Here is a 14,513-nt window from a genome sequence, read left to right on the forward strand (position 1 = left end):
TGTCAGAGGTCCGACGGAAGCCGCTCCCCGGTTTCGCCGTCGTACGCGACGCCGGTGGGGGAGAGACGAACGGTTCGGGACTCGGCCCTGGAGCCCTTCTTCCAGGACTTCCCACCGACCGCTATCCGGACCGTCACATCAGCAAGACGATCCTTGACGGGGACCACGATTTCAGGATCCTCGGGGAACCGCCCTTTTTCCCGAGCGTTGAAGGCGCTCTCTCCGCTGGAGTCGATGCGCAGGTACTTGGCGTCATCGTCAAAGTACGAACTCAGCTGCAGGATCACGCTGTCCTTGGTCCACTGAGCGATTACATCTGCCTTGACGCTGTCGATGTTGAGCGTCGCTCTTGACCTGCCTTCATACCCGGCGGCTTTGGTCTCGCGTTCCTGGCGCTGTTCCTTGTCGTCGGCGTCCTGCCATACGGCGGCCGCGGTGAGGGCAAGGGCTGCGATGACGGCGACGGATGCCCAGGTGCGGCGCGGCCGACGGGCCTTTCCGCCTCCAGGAGCGGTGTTCTCGTCATCAGGGGCCGGTGTGGGTGCAGCCGTTGGCGGCTGGGGGCTGTGGTGCCACTCCGACGGCGCGTTGTCGGTCTGTTCGTCCCACCAGTTGATCTCGCTCCCCTTTCCCATGTGGGTGACGGTAGCGCGCAGGTGCGCGGCTTGGTCGGGCTTCCCGCTGAGTTCGGCCACCTTCGCGCGGGTGGCGAGCCACTGTGCGGCCTGGGTGGAGTTGAGGCCGTGGGCGGTGATGTCGTCGCGCTCGCCGATCGCGGCGAGGTCGGCCGCCTCGGACAGTCGGCCTTCCACCGCGGCCTGGACGACGTCGTAGTGCCGGGTGTCGATGGGCGGGCAGGTGTCGACCACCGTCGGGGGCAAATCCCAGTCCCAGCCCCCCTCTTCGCCTTCGTCACCGTCGATCGCGTCCAGTTCGAGAAGCGGGAGCTCCTCCTCAAGGAGCGGGAGATCCTCGCTCTTCTTCTCCAGCAGTACCGCAGGGACGAAGTCGCCCTCCGGCTGAGCCTCGTCGACGGCCTGGTCCTGTTGTGCCTTGCGGCGGCGGGTGGAGGTGTCGGTGAGCGCGATTTCGTCGTCGGTGATCACGGTCTGAATGACGTCGACGAAGTCGGAGCCCACCTTCCACACGGCCTGCCCTGGCAGCAGGTTGGGGATCTTCTCCACGGTCCAGGCGGGCAGTTCGAACAGCGTGCCGACCTTGAGGGCCTCGTCGGGGCTGAGACGGCCGATCTGGATGATCACGCAGAGGCTGGCCAGATCGAGGGCGCGGCCGTCGCCGAGGTCGGACAGGGTGTGCATCACCGCGTCGACCGACAGGGCCTGTTTGCGGGAGAGCTTCAGCAGTCGCTGGATCAGTTCGGCGGTGACGGGGTTGAGGAGGATCTGCCAGGCTTCCTCGATCACCAGGTGTCGGTGGACGGCGGTCGACTGCTTGAGCCAGACGTGCTCGACCCAGCACGAGATCGCGGCCATCAGGGCCGGGATCGCGGGACTGTTGCGGTCCAGCTTGGTGAAGTCGAAGGAGATGATGGGCAGATCGGTCTCGGGCAGGCCCGCGGTCGGTCCGTCGAAGAGCCCGCGCAGTGATCCTTCGGTGTAGCGGGAGAGGGCGATCGCGGCGCCCTCTCCCCACTCCTCCAACTTGGCAGCGGGCCGCAGTCCGTCTTCAGGGTGCAGGAGCGCGTCGACCAGGCCGCCGAGCTCGGTGGCCTTGGGGCTGCTCAGCGCGTGCTGCAGCGCGTGCCCGGCCTGCGGGGTCAGGGCCTCGGGCTCCACCGCCGCAATCAGCGAGCGCACCAGCTGCTCGCGGACCTCGGGCGGGAACATCGGGCTGAGCGGGTTGAGGCTGAACTCGCCGGCCGCGATGACCTGGCCGCCCAGATCGCGGGTCAGCGGCGCCCACTCGCCCTCTTCGCCCTGGGTCTGCTGCTCGCCCGCGCTGTCGATGACCACGGCCTGATGGGCATTCTTCCGGATCTCCCGGCGGATCTGCACTTTGCGGGAGGTGGACTTGCCCGAGCCGAGCCCGCCCAACGTCAGGGAGTTGGTGGACTGCAGGGCCCTCTCGTCCACCTTGACGGGCGAGAGGTGGAACGCCCGTCCGTCCGTGACCGAACGGCCGATCTCAATGCCGGGAAAGCGGGCGTTGGAGGCGACCAGCGGCACCGTGATGGAGACGTGGTTCGACGGCAGACGGATCATCAGAGGATCGCTCCCTTCCGGGTGGCTGCGCCGTGCGGAGTGGTCATCACGTGCGCGCGGTGCTGCTGGCCGGTGAGCCAGTCGAGCCGCAGACGGTGTTCGTCGGCATCCAGCTGGACATCCCAGCGGGCCTCGGTGACCTCCTCGGGGCTCGCGCCCCAGACGGTCAGGAAGGCGTCGACGTCCACGAGGGTGGCGCCACGCACCAGGGCCTCATGGGTGCTGCCGGTCGCTTCGTCGTTCTCGTCCTTCTTCACGTCGTCCGTGGTGAACGCCGCTCCAAACCCCTTCTTCCACCGCGCCCAGCGGCGGGCCTGACCGATCGGCAGCGGCCGGTAGAGCACCGAGAGGGACCGGTCACCCTGCCGCTCCTGCTGCGCCTGGTCCTGGCCCTCCTCCAGCAGAAGCTCGGGCATCAAATTCCCGTCACTCGTGGAGGGCCAACCAGTGATCCGTGCGGTGGCCGCGTACCGGCCGTCCTCGAGCTCGGCCCAGTCGGACGCGCGGTCGGCGACGGCCGGAACAGCCGTGGGCGTGACCTCGGTAAGGACGCCGAGCTTGGTGAACTCCCGCGCAATGGTGTTCAGGACCCGCTCGGGACGGGGGAACACCTCCTTGGGGACATGGACAGAGATCGTCTGCGTGTGGGTGGTGACGTCGCCCACCGTGGCGTGATGGGTGACGTGCACCTGAATCCCCGCGGTGCGCGACTGGCTGGCGACGTACGTCAGGGCGCGGCCGAACGTCTCGTGGAACCCCGCGCGCATCAGAGGATCCTGCATGGTGCCGTGGTGCGGGTACAGCGTCCAGGTCCGGGTGGCGCCCTGGGAGGTGGCCAGGCGGGGCTGGCGTTCTCGCCAGTGACGGAACCCCACGCCCGCCCAGCGGGCGAGCGAGCGGGGCCCCGGCGCGACGTTGATGATTCCGGCCGCGGCGGCGATCACGCCGAACGCCCACGGGGGCGGCGTTTCGATCATCGCCGATGCCAAAACGGCACCCCCCGCCCCGAAATTGACCTTCGTCAGCAGGGATTCCAGAGGGCTCAGCCCCAGCGCACTGGAAGACGATTACTGGTCGCCCTCGCAGCGGGGACACTGGCCACTTTGTCGCTGCCGTCGGCGCAGGCGGATGAGCGCCGGCCTAACTGGGTCGAGATCTACAAGAAGGTGGGAAATCAGTACTACTACCTCGATAACTTCCCATGCGAGGAATACGATTACGCCTTCCCGAAGTGGCCGATCAACATGATTGACAACAGCGGTTGCGACCGCAGGGTCTGGGTGCACAAGAACATCGACAAGGAGGGCGACGAGTACTGCGTGGGGCCGGGGAAGCATCCCATCGGGATCCGGAAGATCGAGTACCCCGCCTGGTTCAACGTCGGGAAGAAGAAGCCCTGCCCGCCGGGTACGGGCCCCTGATCCGTCGGCCGCTCAGCACGTATCTTTGGGGCGGGGGGCATGGGCATCGCCTTCGGTGACAGCGAGATGAGCTCGGTGGAGGTTTCTCTCCACGAGCACGAGGTGGAGAACGTCGGACCGGAGACGGAGTTCATCCCGCGGCATCTGACCACTTACGAGGTCGCGTGGGAGGACTCTGTCTCCTGGGAGGTAACAGCGGGCCATACGGAGTTCCTCACTCTGTGCAGGACGTTCCGCTCAGGTGCCGTCTTCCGGCGCCGTGTGCAGTCCGGCGTCGCTGGCCACGACGAGACCGGTCACCGGGTCGCTGCCTCCCGGCAGGTGGAAGTTCCGCCCCTGACACGGATGGTCATCTCGGTCGTCGGGACGCATGAAGTTGAGCGCGTGGCCGTCACTGGGGCCGCGGCGGGCTTCGTGGCAAGCTCACGCATCACGCACCTGCGCTTCAAGCTCACGATGCTGACCCCTGGCGGGGACCATGTGCGCACACAGTATGCGAAGGCCGAGCTGCGCAAGTCCCCCGACTGAAGGCCTCACGGCTCCCGAGCCGAAGGGATCCGGCTCGGGGCTGTGCCTGCGCTGTCACGATGAAGCTCAAGGCCGGTCGGCCCCTGTACCTGCACCGAGCGCCCGCCCAGCGCGGAGCGTCAAGGCTGTCCGCGGCGCGTGCGTCTGTTCGGACCGTACGGGAATGCGGAATGCCCAGGCAGCAGGCCCGCCTCCCGCGGCCGGTACGCGCTGGTCGGACAGCCGGAGACACTGGTCATCTGTGAGCGGCGCGGATGGACACCCATCCGTTTCTCCTGCGCAGCACGTGGGGCAAAGAGCTGGAGCTGATCCTGCTGGATGACCTGGAGTTCGCGTGGGCTCCGCGGATCCGGCTCGCCCGCTGAGCTGAACCCTGGCGCATGACGGGGCGAGCCGTACGAACCTGGGTGCGGCCCGTCTGCTGGCGGGGTTCCCGGTGCCGGGACAGGGTGCTGGGCCATGCGCCACACTGGGCGTACGGCAGCACGAGCAATGGAGGGATGGGAGGCACCCGGTATGAGCGTCGCCACCGATCACAGTGGCCCGTGGACCATCGCCGACGTCCTCGCGCTCCCCGAGGACCGGCGCTATCGCTACGAGCTCTACGGGGAATCGCTGATCATGTCGCCCGCCCCCGGCACCCGCCACCAGCGGGCCTCCTTTCGGCTGCACGTTGCTATCGAGGCCGCAGCGAAGGCCGCGGGCGCCGGTGTCGAGGTCCTCGAGGCCGTCAACGTCCTCACGCCGTCCGGTCTGTTCGTGCCCGACCTCGTCGTCGTCGATGCCGGCGCCACCGAGAACGACCCGGTCAGTATCGACGCCGAGGCCGTGCTCCTGGCCGTCGAACTGGTCTCCCCCGGCAACGCGCCCGTGGACCGCAAGCTGAAGCCCCTCGCCTACGCCGAAGCGGGTATTCCCCACTTCTGGCGAGTCGAGTTCGACCCGGGCATGCGCATCGTCATGACACGCCTGGTCGAGGGCCTCTACACCGAACAGGCCTCCGCTGTCGCAGGCACCGTCACCGAGGTGACCGATCCCTTCCCGGTCGCCATCGACCCGGCCACCCTCACCCGCCGCTGACAGCCGACGGCGTACAGCCCTGCACTGCGGCAGGGCTCACCGAATTTTCTGCAGAAAATTCGGCCAACTGGACGGCGTACGGACAGACACCGACGGGCGTGACTGGGTCGGCCAGCTCGTCGTTGAGCATGCGGAGTCGTGTCTGTCCGCCTGCTGCTGGAGTTGCCCGTGCCCGTCCTCACCGCCCCTGCCCCGCCCAGGACCACGCGGCCCCGCCTCGAGGCCACCGGGGACCGCGGCCCGGCCGAACGCGCCGTGGTGGATGACGCGCTCGCCGCGGCCGGCCCCGAGACCCTGGTACGCGCCGACATCCCCCAGCCCGACGGCTCGGTGCACCAGTACGCGGCCTGGACCCACGGTGGCCGCCCCCTGGCCGATCACATCGACCGCCTCGCCCTCGCGCACGGCCTGGACGCCTGGTCCTGGATCGAGATCCTCTCCCACTGCGCCCGCACCACCCACCGCGGCCGCATCGACGTGTGCGCCCACCCCCTGCGCCAGGTCCTGGCCGACGTCGAGCGCGGCCACCGCGGCAACGAGGACCACCGGGCCCGCTTCGCCCGGCTGCTGGCCGACACCGACCTGCGGGCCGGCCGCCCGCCGCTGCCCGCGCCCGGCATCCCGTGAAATCGCTGGGCGGCACCCCCAGCCGGTACACACCGCAGGGGCCGGACGCCACCGAGACCTTCATGAAGGCAGCCCTGGCCACCGCGGCCTACGCCCGCGCCGCCCGGACCGCACAGAAGGCACAGGACGACCTCGCCAAGACCGGTGCACTGCAGGAAGGGGCATCACTCAACCGGCTGCTGACCGCCGCCCTCGAAGAAGGCGACGACCGCCTCGATGCCGTCCCGCGCTTCTGGTACTGGCAGACCAGCGACATGGCCCGCGCGCTGCGCGAGATCCGCGAGACCGCGCCCCAGGCCGATCCCCTGATCAAGGCACTCGCGGACACCTCCCGCGCCCTCATGCTCCTCCTGGAAGCCCGCCTCAACCTGCGCCCCGAGCACACCGGCGAACTCATCCGGGCACTCGCGGAGGCCGAGGAGATGCTGACCAGCGCCCGTTCCAACACCGCCCGCCTGCCCGGCTGGATCCGCCGCGGCCACAACCCCGCCTAGACAGAGAACAGCACGCAGGCACCACACGGCCTTCCACCCTCCCCGGCAGACGAACCGGACCCCTCTCCACCCCCGCCCTCGCCGAACCGCATCCGCGGAGACCGACACAGCCAAGAGCGCAACCGTTCTCCCACCCCGCTCGTTGGACAGGCCGCCTCACCCTTCTGGAGGCACCCCGATCAGGACCGCCTTGGAGGCAGGCCCCGGTCGTACGTGGCCCGCACAGCCACACCCGCAGGGCCCGCAACCCCCCTCGTTTGCGGGCCCTGCCAGCAGAAGACAGCCACCACAATCCCAGGTGGGGTGAGCTACTCCCCCAGCACCTGCAGCAGCTCGGCCCGCTCCGCCTCCTCCCGCCGCAGGACCTCCGCATACACGGGGCGTGACTCGCCGGATGAGTAATGGTCAAGAGCTGTGGATCGGTGGGCGGAGCGAGGGCGAGGTGCCCTCGTGCTGTCGTGGTTCCATCGATGGTTCGGTGAGTGCCGAACCGTCCGGCCGGTAGCGTGCCGAGTCCTGTGCGGGAGATGCCCGCGCTGGTCAACGCCGGAGGCGACCCGATGTCGGAGACAGATCTGAAGCAGCAGCTCGCCGAGCGATTCCGCGAAGTCAACGGCGACCATCCGATGACCGATACCGATGACGCATACGTCAGCGCGCAGTTCGTTGCCCTGGAGGAACTGTGCGCAATTCACGGCCGCGATGCCGATGCGGTCCGCCGGCTGATGCTGGGGCAGCATCTGCCGCTTCCGGGATATCTGCGCTCCGACGGTGCCGAGATGGTGCCGGCCGACCTGTTCGCTCTCGCCGACGAAGCTGGCGGCGTAGAGCTGCTCGAAGCGTGGTTCACCGCTCACTGGGCCGACCCGATCACCGGGAAGGCGGAGTGGAATGCGTATCTCAGCGGACAGTACGTGTGCCTGCACTCGGTGACCCCGGCCGCCATTCAGCGCAAGGATTACCTGACGACCGCGATCAGCGCCGCAGCGAACGAGCCGGATGCCGGTTCAGCACGGTGGTCTGAGCGGCTGCACGCACTGGTCGACGAACTCGACACGCTGGAACCGGCGTTCACGGCCTACGACCGTCTTCGGTTCGGCGGACCCACGTCCCGGGACACCTGCATCGACGCCCCGCGCGCCCGCTTCCCGCGCCCGTGACCCGGATCCATGGGTGGCGTTCTGCGGATCGGTTGCGATCACTCATGCCACGCGGGCTTCGGGACGTTCGACGAGGTGGCCGCGTTCGAAGCGGGCTCCGGCGCGGACGCGGGCGACGAGGTGGGGCGCGGGGAATCGCGGCGACGTGCCGCATCACCGAACGCGCCGTGCAGAACATCGTCGCCGACCTCGAACAGGCCGGATACCTCAGCCGGACACGTCAGGGACCCGGCACGAAGTACGCCCTCCACCTGGACGGATCACTCCGGCACCCCGCCGAATCCCACATCCCCGTCCACGCCCTGCTGACCCTGCCCCCCCCAGCACGACCGCCAGAGCTGACGCCGCGGCCCGGGCCCGTGCACACCGTCCCGGTGCGGTGCCCCTCACCCACGCCGGCCTCCGTCGAGGGCGAGTGCAGCAGGAGGACCGAACGAACCGCCGAACAACAGCTTCTCGCCGCTCGGCGAGAAGCCGGCGCAGTGGTGCAGCGTCATGGATCGATGCCCAGACTCCGCAGATGCCGACGGGCCGCGGTGACAGCCTGACGCGCCGCCTTCAGTTCCGCCTCCGCCGTGCGCAGCGCCTCACGCGCGGCGCGCAGCTTCTCCCGCAGCTGCTCCAGCGAGTCCTGCGGCAGGTCCGGGACCGCCACGGTCAGCATGGCCTGCGCCGCGGCGAGCATGTGCTGAAGAGCCGACGGCGGCACGGCATCGCCGCCCTCGCTGTCGGGGCGGGTGGCATCCACGTCCATCAGAGTGCGGGAGATGCGGGCACGCAGCAGGTAGGGCCACAGCGCCGAGGACGGCACCTCCTCCGCTTGCGCTTCGGGGCTGGCCGGGTCCACTCCCAGCGCGGCATCCATAGCCAGCACGAAAGCCTCCCGCAGCTCCTCCACCTCGACCCGGTCAGCCGCAGCCGCCGACGACTCCGCCCAGAACAGCAACGCCCCCAGCACCGTCGCGCGCGACAGCAGCTCGGTGACTACCTGGGTGGGATCGTGCGGCACCTGAGCGAGCAGCACCCGGAGGGCAGCTTCGAGGAACGCGCGGCCCGCACCCTGAACGAAGCGGCCGGCGTTCACCTCGACGCCCTCAACGAGGGCTTCGAGGACGAGGAACCCGCCACGCTCCGGCCCCGACGCCGCGGCCTGGGCCCCGGTTGCCAGGGCGTGCAGCCCGTACGCGCCTGAAGCTTGAGTTTTAACGTCTTGATTTGCGACGCGACATAGACGTTCACGTTGTCCGGATCGAGGGTCGTCTGGTGGGCCGTCACCGGCGTAGGACACTGACGACGCGTTCCCGGCCCAGGATCGGGGCGTCCTCGCACCCTTGGGGAGTAACGAGGTAGGGGCCGACCCACTTGCGGGAGTAGCCCGTCGGGTCGTCCTGGTCGGGGTAGGTGCGCCGGTGCGGCTTCACGAACCACTGGTGCCGGTAGATGCGGCCGGCAGTGTCGCGGGCCCCGCGGTCGTCGTCGGGGGCTGGTCGGATGGACTGGCGGAGCGTGATGTAGCGGACCGGGGCGTCGGGGTGCTCGGCACCGGCGCGGCGCAAGCGCTTGCGGGCGGCGGCATCGGGCCGTACCTGTTCGGCCTGCCACAGGGCACGGCGGGCGTCGGCAGGCTGGCGGATCAGCAGCAAGGTGCCCAGCAGGGTTCGGATGATCCGGAGCTGGTCCTCGTTGATTTCGTTGAGCCGGTCTGCTCCCACGCCGTACCGGTCCTTCACCGGACGGCCGTGCTTGTCGAGGGCCCAGGTGTGCTTCACCTCGTCCCATGCGGTCTCGGTGTTCAGCGGGATCGTCACGCCGAAGGCAATGGACAGATCTCCGGCGAGCGAACCGCGGACCTGGCTGGCCCAGGTCGGATCGGCCCGGCTGCCCGCGTCCTCCAGAGCGCGCCGGTACGGGCTGGCGTCGTCCAGGACCAGGACACGCAGCGACATCCCGGTCCGGCACCACAGCACAGCCCGAGGCCGCCCGAGAGTCGTGGTGTGGGCGCTCGGGTCGTCGGACCAGATCAGAAACCCGGTCGGGTCTGGCAGGGTGTTGGCGTCGAACGCGCACACCGGCAGTTCTTCGCCCGTCGTACGCGCCAGCCACGTCATACGGTCGTTGACGAAGAACTGTTCCGCGCCGCGTACTGCCGACTGCATCAGGAGCGGATCGGTGAAGCCGTTGACCTGTACTGCGCCCGAGCCTCGTTGGCCGCGCACGACGTTGTCGGCGGCCCACTGACGCAGGCCCTGCCGGACCTCCGGAACATCGCACGCCCGCAGGTGAGTTGTTGCCACGTTCGGCAGCCTCCCGAACAGTGCCATCGCGTTGCAAGTCGAGACGTTAAAACTCCCGACTCAGCCGAGGATCCCGCGGCGGCCCCCAGCGCCACTGACGACGAGCAGCCGGCCCCGGCGACCGAGGACCGGGAGCCGGGCGCGCGCGTCGCCGCCGTCCTCATCCAGGCCGCATTCCATGGCCAGGCTGGCCCCGGCCTGGAGCGCCAGTTTCTTGGTCCGGTAGACCCAGATGTCGAGACACCTCGGCGAGCTGCGAGTACGCGGCGCCGAAGTCGAAACCGGGAGCGGGGTCCAGGCAGAGCGCGGCGGTGAGGTCTCGAACCGTGGTGAGCCGCGAGCACGACGCCGCCACGGGTACGGACGCGCGGGACGTGAGCGAGGTTCCGGTTCATGGCTGATCGGGTTGGAGGAAGGCGGCTTGAACGCGTAGCAGGTGGTCGTCAGGGGAGAGCTTTTCGTAGCGTTCCAGGACTGCTTGAAAGCGCCGAGCGGTGAACAACACGCAGGCCGGAAGCGCGCTAACGTCACCCTCTGATCACACACGCCCAGCTCGTGGCGCCGACTACAGCGGCTCAGGGCCGCACAGGGCGCACCGCCGCTTGCGGCAGCCCTTGATCCGCAGTTCCTGTGCGGTGTAGAGGTCCGGCAGCCGAGGCCAATAGAGCCCGCCCATTTTGCGGGCATAAGGCCGTGCACTTTCCATCTGAGCCAGGCTCTTCTCCGGCGAGTTCAGGCTCGGGCAGTCCCAGCGGTGCAGCCGGGCAGCACCCCGCCCGATGGCATAGGTAGCTCCGGCATCCCGCTGGCGCTTCCACCGGTCGAGGTCCTGCCGCGCTGTCTTCTCCACACGGTCGATGTCATCGCAGACTCGGCACAGCCCCTTGAGGTGCTCGCAGGAGCACTCGTCGCACCGCCCGCAAGGGATGCACCCGTGGGTACGTCGTTCCGGCGACAGCGGAGTCCGGTAGAGCAGAAGGCGGGGCGCCCGCCCGAGATGCGGGCGCGTCTCAACGACTCCGGCGGCGACCAGCTCATCAAAGAACGGTCGCATTTGCTCTGTATTCTCCAGACCAATCAATGGGGCCGCGTCCTCCACGGAGACCCCGTCATCTACTCGGGCTTGGAGCACGACGTAGAGCAGGCGACTGGTAGCGCTCAGTTCGGCATTGAGGACCAGATCCCGGTGAACGGACACAAACGGCGAGTACGACTCACGGTGCATAGGGAAACTCACGCCTGGAGAACGGCCGAAGGCGCATCAGCGACGCGGCGCCGCACTGCGGTTCCCGCGTTCGGCCCACGTCCCGAAAGCAGGGCCCCGGGGCCGACTTCCGGGCCCCAGGTGCGGGTGAGCACGGCGAGCTGACCGGTTGGGCGTCGTGACCCTCTTGGACGCTCAACCGTCTGCTAGAGCTCGATTTCGATGTGCTCCACGTCGGTGAACTCCACGCCCAGGCCGTGCGCGCGGTTGTCGTTGGCACGGAAGTACATCCGGGCGAGGCCGTCGGCCGCGATCTGCTGCAGCTGCTGCTCGGTGGCGCCTTGCTCGCGGGCGGTGAACAGCTGGTCGGCGTAGGCGGGCGGCAGGGCTTGGGTGATGTCCCGGATCCGGGCGTCGTCCGTGGTGCCCGGTGCCGCGGTGAATCCGAACCGGGCCCGTGTGGAGACCACCAGGCCATCCGTGGAGGCTGCCTTCTTTCGTGCCTTCGCCCGGATCTGCGGCTGCCACCGCTTCTTGACCTCGCCCTCCAGGCGGCCGCGCAGCTCTTGGCGCGGCCGCTTGAGCTTGCCGGCGACGTACCGCTCGACGGTGCGCTGGGAGATGCCGAGCGCCTGAGCCGCGGCTTTGGTGCCCTTGAGCTGCTTGACCAGGTACTTCATCTGGGCCTGGGCGCTCTTGGGGGCGGGGCGGGTGAACGCCCCTTCCAGCGCGCGGTCCAGGCTGTCTCCGAATGTCTCAGCCATGGCCTGCTACTCCCCTTCCCCGGCCGTCGGGTCGGTCTTGATCAGGTTGGCGATGTTGAAGACGCCTCCGTGCTCTTCGAACTGCTCCTCCGCCCACAGCACGGTCTGCGTGCCCTGATGTTTGACCATCCCCGGCGAGATGCCGAGCCGGAACGTGCCCGGCACCGGCTTGCCCTCGTCGGTGTGCGGCAGGACGTCCAGCGGGGACGGTCCGGGTGAGGGGTAGACGATGGCGTCGGTGCCGATCGCGATCGGATACAGGTCGGCCGCCGCTGCGGTCTTCACCAGCTTGCGGTGCAGGCCGATCCGCTGGTTGGCCAGGACGGCGGCCCGGATGTCGGGGCGCCACGTCTCCCGAGCGAGCGCTGGCCACGGCTCGTAGTACGCCACCTGACCGCGGTTGCGCTGGCGCAGCTTGCCGATGCCGCCCTTCGCGGTCGACTTGACCGCGGTCGCCAGCAGCGCCATCACCGGGTCGACCCGCCGGGAGCGGGCCATCGCGTCCAGGAACTCCTGGCCCCCGAGATCGGCGGTGACGTCGAGGTCGGCCATGGTGGCGATGTAGGCGTCGCGCAGCCGCTTGTACCAGGGGTCCAGGTAGCGGCCCGACTGGGTACGCACGTACGCCTCGATCGGCGCGACCTCGAAGCCGAGCTCCACCGCGTACTGCACGGTGGGCGTGGCATACCAGGCCGGCCCCGTGGGGCCCTCGCCCTTCGGCGTGAACGGGCTCGGCAGCCGGTCGCCGTCGACGGTGCGGCCGTTGACCTGAATACGGGACAGATCCACGTGCGAGAGATCGACCAGCCAGGAGCCAGGCAGCGACGGGTCGAAGGCCGGGTCGCCGGTCAGGTGGACGGGTCCGTTCAGTCCGACGGTGAGCCCGTTGGCGGCCGCGGCGAACGACATGTTGATGTCGACCGCGACCAGGAAGGGGTTCATGCACTCCTCGTCGGTCAGCGGGCGGCACCAGTCGTAGGGTTCCTCCATCAGCATCTCGGCCTCGGTACGCAGATGGTGCCGGGCGAACTTCCCCTTGAGGACGGGGTGTTCGTCGGGGACCTCGCACTCCACCACGGGGTAGAGCTGGGTGAGCGCGTCATCGTTGAAGGCCCGCTGGAACTCGCCGGTGGCCGGGTCCTTCTCCGCGCGAGTCGGCGGGCGCAGCGCGACCATCAGCTCAAGGCCGGTCGTCGCGGTGGTGCCGCGCGGCGTCATCACGCGCTCCGCGTACGAGCCGAGGTAGCGGGCCAGGTCGGCGGGGTGCATCCCGGGCAACTGAGGGTCGTCCTTCTTGTCCCACTCCCGGGCGTCCAGCGCGTTCCACGGCAGGATGCACAGCTGGACGCAACGCCGCCTGGCGCCCTCGGGCTCGCGGAAGAGGCGGGCCCAGGGACCGAGGCCGCGCTGGGTGAGCTGGAGGCCGGCGCGCTTGATCTGCTTGACCACCTTGTGGCCGTCCGCGAGCCGTCCGTGACGCCGCTCCTCCTCCGACAGGGCGGCGGGCAGGCCGTAGCGTTCCAGCGCGGACGCGGTCAGGACGAGGATCGGGTCGGCGTCGCGGCCGTTGCGGTGCAGCCGGGCCTGCCCGAGCTTGGCCTCGGCCAGCGTCCAGTCGACCAGCGCCGGGACCGTCTTGGCGGGCACGTCCAGGACCAGACCGCCGACGCAGTACGCCGACACCGTCCCGTCCTGGTCGGCGTCGACGACCGCGAGGGGCCCGTTCTCGAAACGCGGGTCGACGGCGGCCGCCGTGGACTTCTGCGCCGTGGTCCTCTTCACCGTGGCCTTGTTCGCGCCCGGGCGTCGTGACGACGACGCCGGTCCGCCGGTGCTGCTCGCTGCCGTCTTCGGACGGGAGGGCGGGACAGCGGCAGGCTCCGGGGCCGGTTCCAGGACTGGTTCCGGCTCCGGGCTGGTGAACGCCTCCGGGGCCACCGCCGCCGGGACCGCCGCCTCCGGGGCAGTGAGCACGCCGGCGGCGGCGGGGAACCGCTGGGCGAGGCCCTCCAGCAGACGCGCGTACGCGGCACGCTTCGGCGGCCGCGGCTCAGTCCGCCCGGCCTCCCAGTTCCCCACCGCCTCCCGGCGCGCGTCCAACGCCGCCGCGACCTGCGCCTGGCTCAGACCGGCAGCTTCCCGCAGTCGCTTGCGCTCCGCAGGGACCGGCAGACCATCCTGCGCGACCTGCCCCAACAGCGCATCGACCGCACTGAACAGCTCGTTCTCAGTGGACACAGAAGGCACCTCCGTGAGGCACCATATCCGAAACGCACTTCAAATCGCTCACTAAATCGCTCTCTGATCGAACAGATCGGAACCGAGAAGAGGAGGGCACGATGACGGTGGATTAGGGCGTCTCCGCGCCTCGCGGCCGATCAGCCCTTGCCCGGCCGCGAGGGCCTGGGCGCGTGTCAGAGCGGTCCGCAATCGAGCCCTTGGTCGCGCCGTTCAAGTCGGTGCCCCGCCGCCGGAGACAGCGCGGGTGCTGGAGCCAGTGGAGTTGCCGCTAAGGGTTAGGAGTTAGGGGTTAGGGCTCTGACCTGCTTTTCTAACCCCTAAGGGCCCCGAGAGCGAGATCACGCCCGCGTGGCGGATCGGGGCAGGACCTCTTGCTCAGGACGCGCCCCGGTTCCTGTATCCGTCGCGGCGGAGGGATTCCAGCGCCGGGTTGTCGATAATCGTGTGAGGGACCCTGCTGGGGCGGCGATGCAGTCAA

14 protein-coding genes are annotated in these 14,513 nt (G+C 69.3%); 7 read left to right on the top strand and 7 right to left on the bottom strand.

The genetic code is table 11. The features are described 5' to 3' along the window. Positions 1 to 2: 2 nt before the first annotated feature. Together ACZ4D5_RS41645 and ACZ4D5_RS41650 are read right to left on the bottom strand one after the other, a co-directional pair. A complete protein-coding gene (locus ACZ4D5_RS41645; protein ID WP_467777733.1) occupies positions 3 to 2,222 on the bottom strand; it encodes a hypothetical protein in 2,220 nt (739 codons plus the stop codon). Next, a complete protein-coding gene (locus ACZ4D5_RS41650; RefSeq protein ID WP_467777734.1) occupies positions 2,222 to 3,199 on the bottom strand; it encodes a hypothetical protein in 978 nt (325 codons plus the stop codon). The genes ACZ4D5_RS41645 and ACZ4D5_RS41650 overlap by 1 nt, the downstream gene beginning before the upstream one ends. 126 nt (positions 3,200 to 3,325) lie before the next feature. Here ACZ4D5_RS41650 and ACZ4D5_RS41655 point away from each other — a divergent pair, with 126 nt between their 5' ends. The 6 genes from ACZ4D5_RS41655 (at position 3,326) to ACZ4D5_RS41680 (ending at position 7,532) form a co-directional block, all read left to right on the top strand. Then, complete coding sequence (locus ACZ4D5_RS41655) at positions 3,326 to 3,643, top strand: hypothetical protein (RefSeq protein ID WP_467777735.1); 318 nt, start codon at positions 3,326 to 3,328, stop codon at positions 3,641 to 3,643. A gap of 39 nt (positions 3,644 to 3,682) precedes the next feature. Next, positions 3,683 to 4,171, top strand: coding sequence for a hypothetical protein (locus tag ACZ4D5_RS41660; RefSeq protein ID WP_467777736.1), 489 nt, complete (start codon positions 3,683 to 3,685; stop codon positions 4,169 to 4,171). 516 nt (positions 4,172 to 4,687) lie between these two features. Continuing rightward, positions 4,688 to 5,251, top strand: coding sequence for a Uma2 family endonuclease (locus ACZ4D5_RS41665; RefSeq protein ID WP_467777737.1), 564 nt, complete (start codon positions 4,688 to 4,690; stop codon positions 5,249 to 5,251). Between the two features lie 138 nt (positions 5,252 to 5,389). Beyond that, positions 5,390 to 5,878: a hypothetical protein gene (locus ACZ4D5_RS41670; protein WP_467777738.1), complete on the top strand. Its 489-nt coding sequence runs from the start codon at positions 5,390 to 5,392 to the stop codon at positions 5,876 to 5,878. A gap of 62 nt (positions 5,879 to 5,940) precedes the next feature. Next, a complete protein-coding gene (locus tag ACZ4D5_RS41675; RefSeq protein ID WP_467777739.1) occupies positions 5,941 to 6,372 on the top strand; it encodes a hypothetical protein in 432 nt (143 codons plus the stop codon). Positions 6,373 to 6,932: 560 nt separating this feature from the next. Further along, on the top strand, positions 6,933 to 7,532 hold the full coding sequence (locus ACZ4D5_RS41680; protein ID WP_062751688.1) for a DUF6058 family natural product biosynthesis protein: 600 nt from the start codon (positions 6,933 to 6,935) through the stop codon (positions 7,530 to 7,532). A gap of 493 nt (positions 7,533 to 8,025) precedes the next feature. Here ACZ4D5_RS41680 and ACZ4D5_RS41685 read toward each other — a convergent pair whose 3' ends face one another. Next, positions 8,026 to 8,556, bottom strand: coding sequence for a hypothetical protein (locus tag ACZ4D5_RS41685; RefSeq protein WP_467777740.1), 531 nt, complete (start codon positions 8,554 to 8,556; stop codon positions 8,026 to 8,028). Here ACZ4D5_RS41685 and ACZ4D5_RS41690 point away from each other — a divergent pair. After that, positions 8,533 to 8,724 (top strand): hypothetical protein, encoded by a 192-nt coding sequence (locus ACZ4D5_RS41690; protein ID WP_467777741.1) that lies wholly within the window; start codon positions 8,533 to 8,535, stop codon positions 8,722 to 8,724. The genes ACZ4D5_RS41685 and ACZ4D5_RS41690 overlap by 24 nt on opposite strands. Positions 8,725 to 8,803: 79 nt before the next feature. Here the strand turns inward: ACZ4D5_RS41690 and ACZ4D5_RS41695 are convergent, their stop codons facing one another. From ACZ4D5_RS41695 to tap, 4 genes are all read right to left on the bottom strand, one after another. Next, positions 8,804 to 9,826, bottom strand: a complete 1,023-nt coding sequence (locus tag ACZ4D5_RS41695) for a hypothetical protein (RefSeq protein ID WP_467777742.1) — start codon at positions 9,824 to 9,826, stop codon at positions 8,804 to 8,806. A 565-nt stretch (positions 9,827 to 10,391) separates the two neighbouring features. Then, positions 10,392 to 11,051 carry a hypothetical protein gene (locus ACZ4D5_RS41700; protein ID WP_467777743.1) on the bottom strand — a complete coding sequence of 220 codons (660 nt, stop codon included), beginning with the start codon at positions 11,049 to 11,051 and terminating at the stop codon, positions 10,392 to 10,394. Positions 11,052 to 11,236: 185 nt separating this feature from the next. Further along, the gene (gene tpg, locus ACZ4D5_RS41705; protein WP_467777744.1) at positions 11,237 to 11,794 is read right to left on the bottom strand and encodes a telomere-protecting terminal protein Tpg; all 558 of its coding nucleotides are present in this window, start codon (positions 11,792 to 11,794) and stop codon (positions 11,237 to 11,239) included. A gap of 6 nt (positions 11,795 to 11,800) precedes the next feature. Continuing rightward, the gene (gene tap, locus ACZ4D5_RS41710; protein ID WP_467777745.1) at positions 11,801 to 14,032 is read right to left on the bottom strand and encodes a telomere-associated protein Tap; all 2,232 of its coding nucleotides are present in this window, start codon (positions 14,030 to 14,032) and stop codon (positions 11,801 to 11,803) included. Positions 14,033 to 14,513 lie beyond the last annotated feature (481 nt).

It is taken from the genome of Streptomyces sp. NPDC025651 (assembly GCF_055558735.1).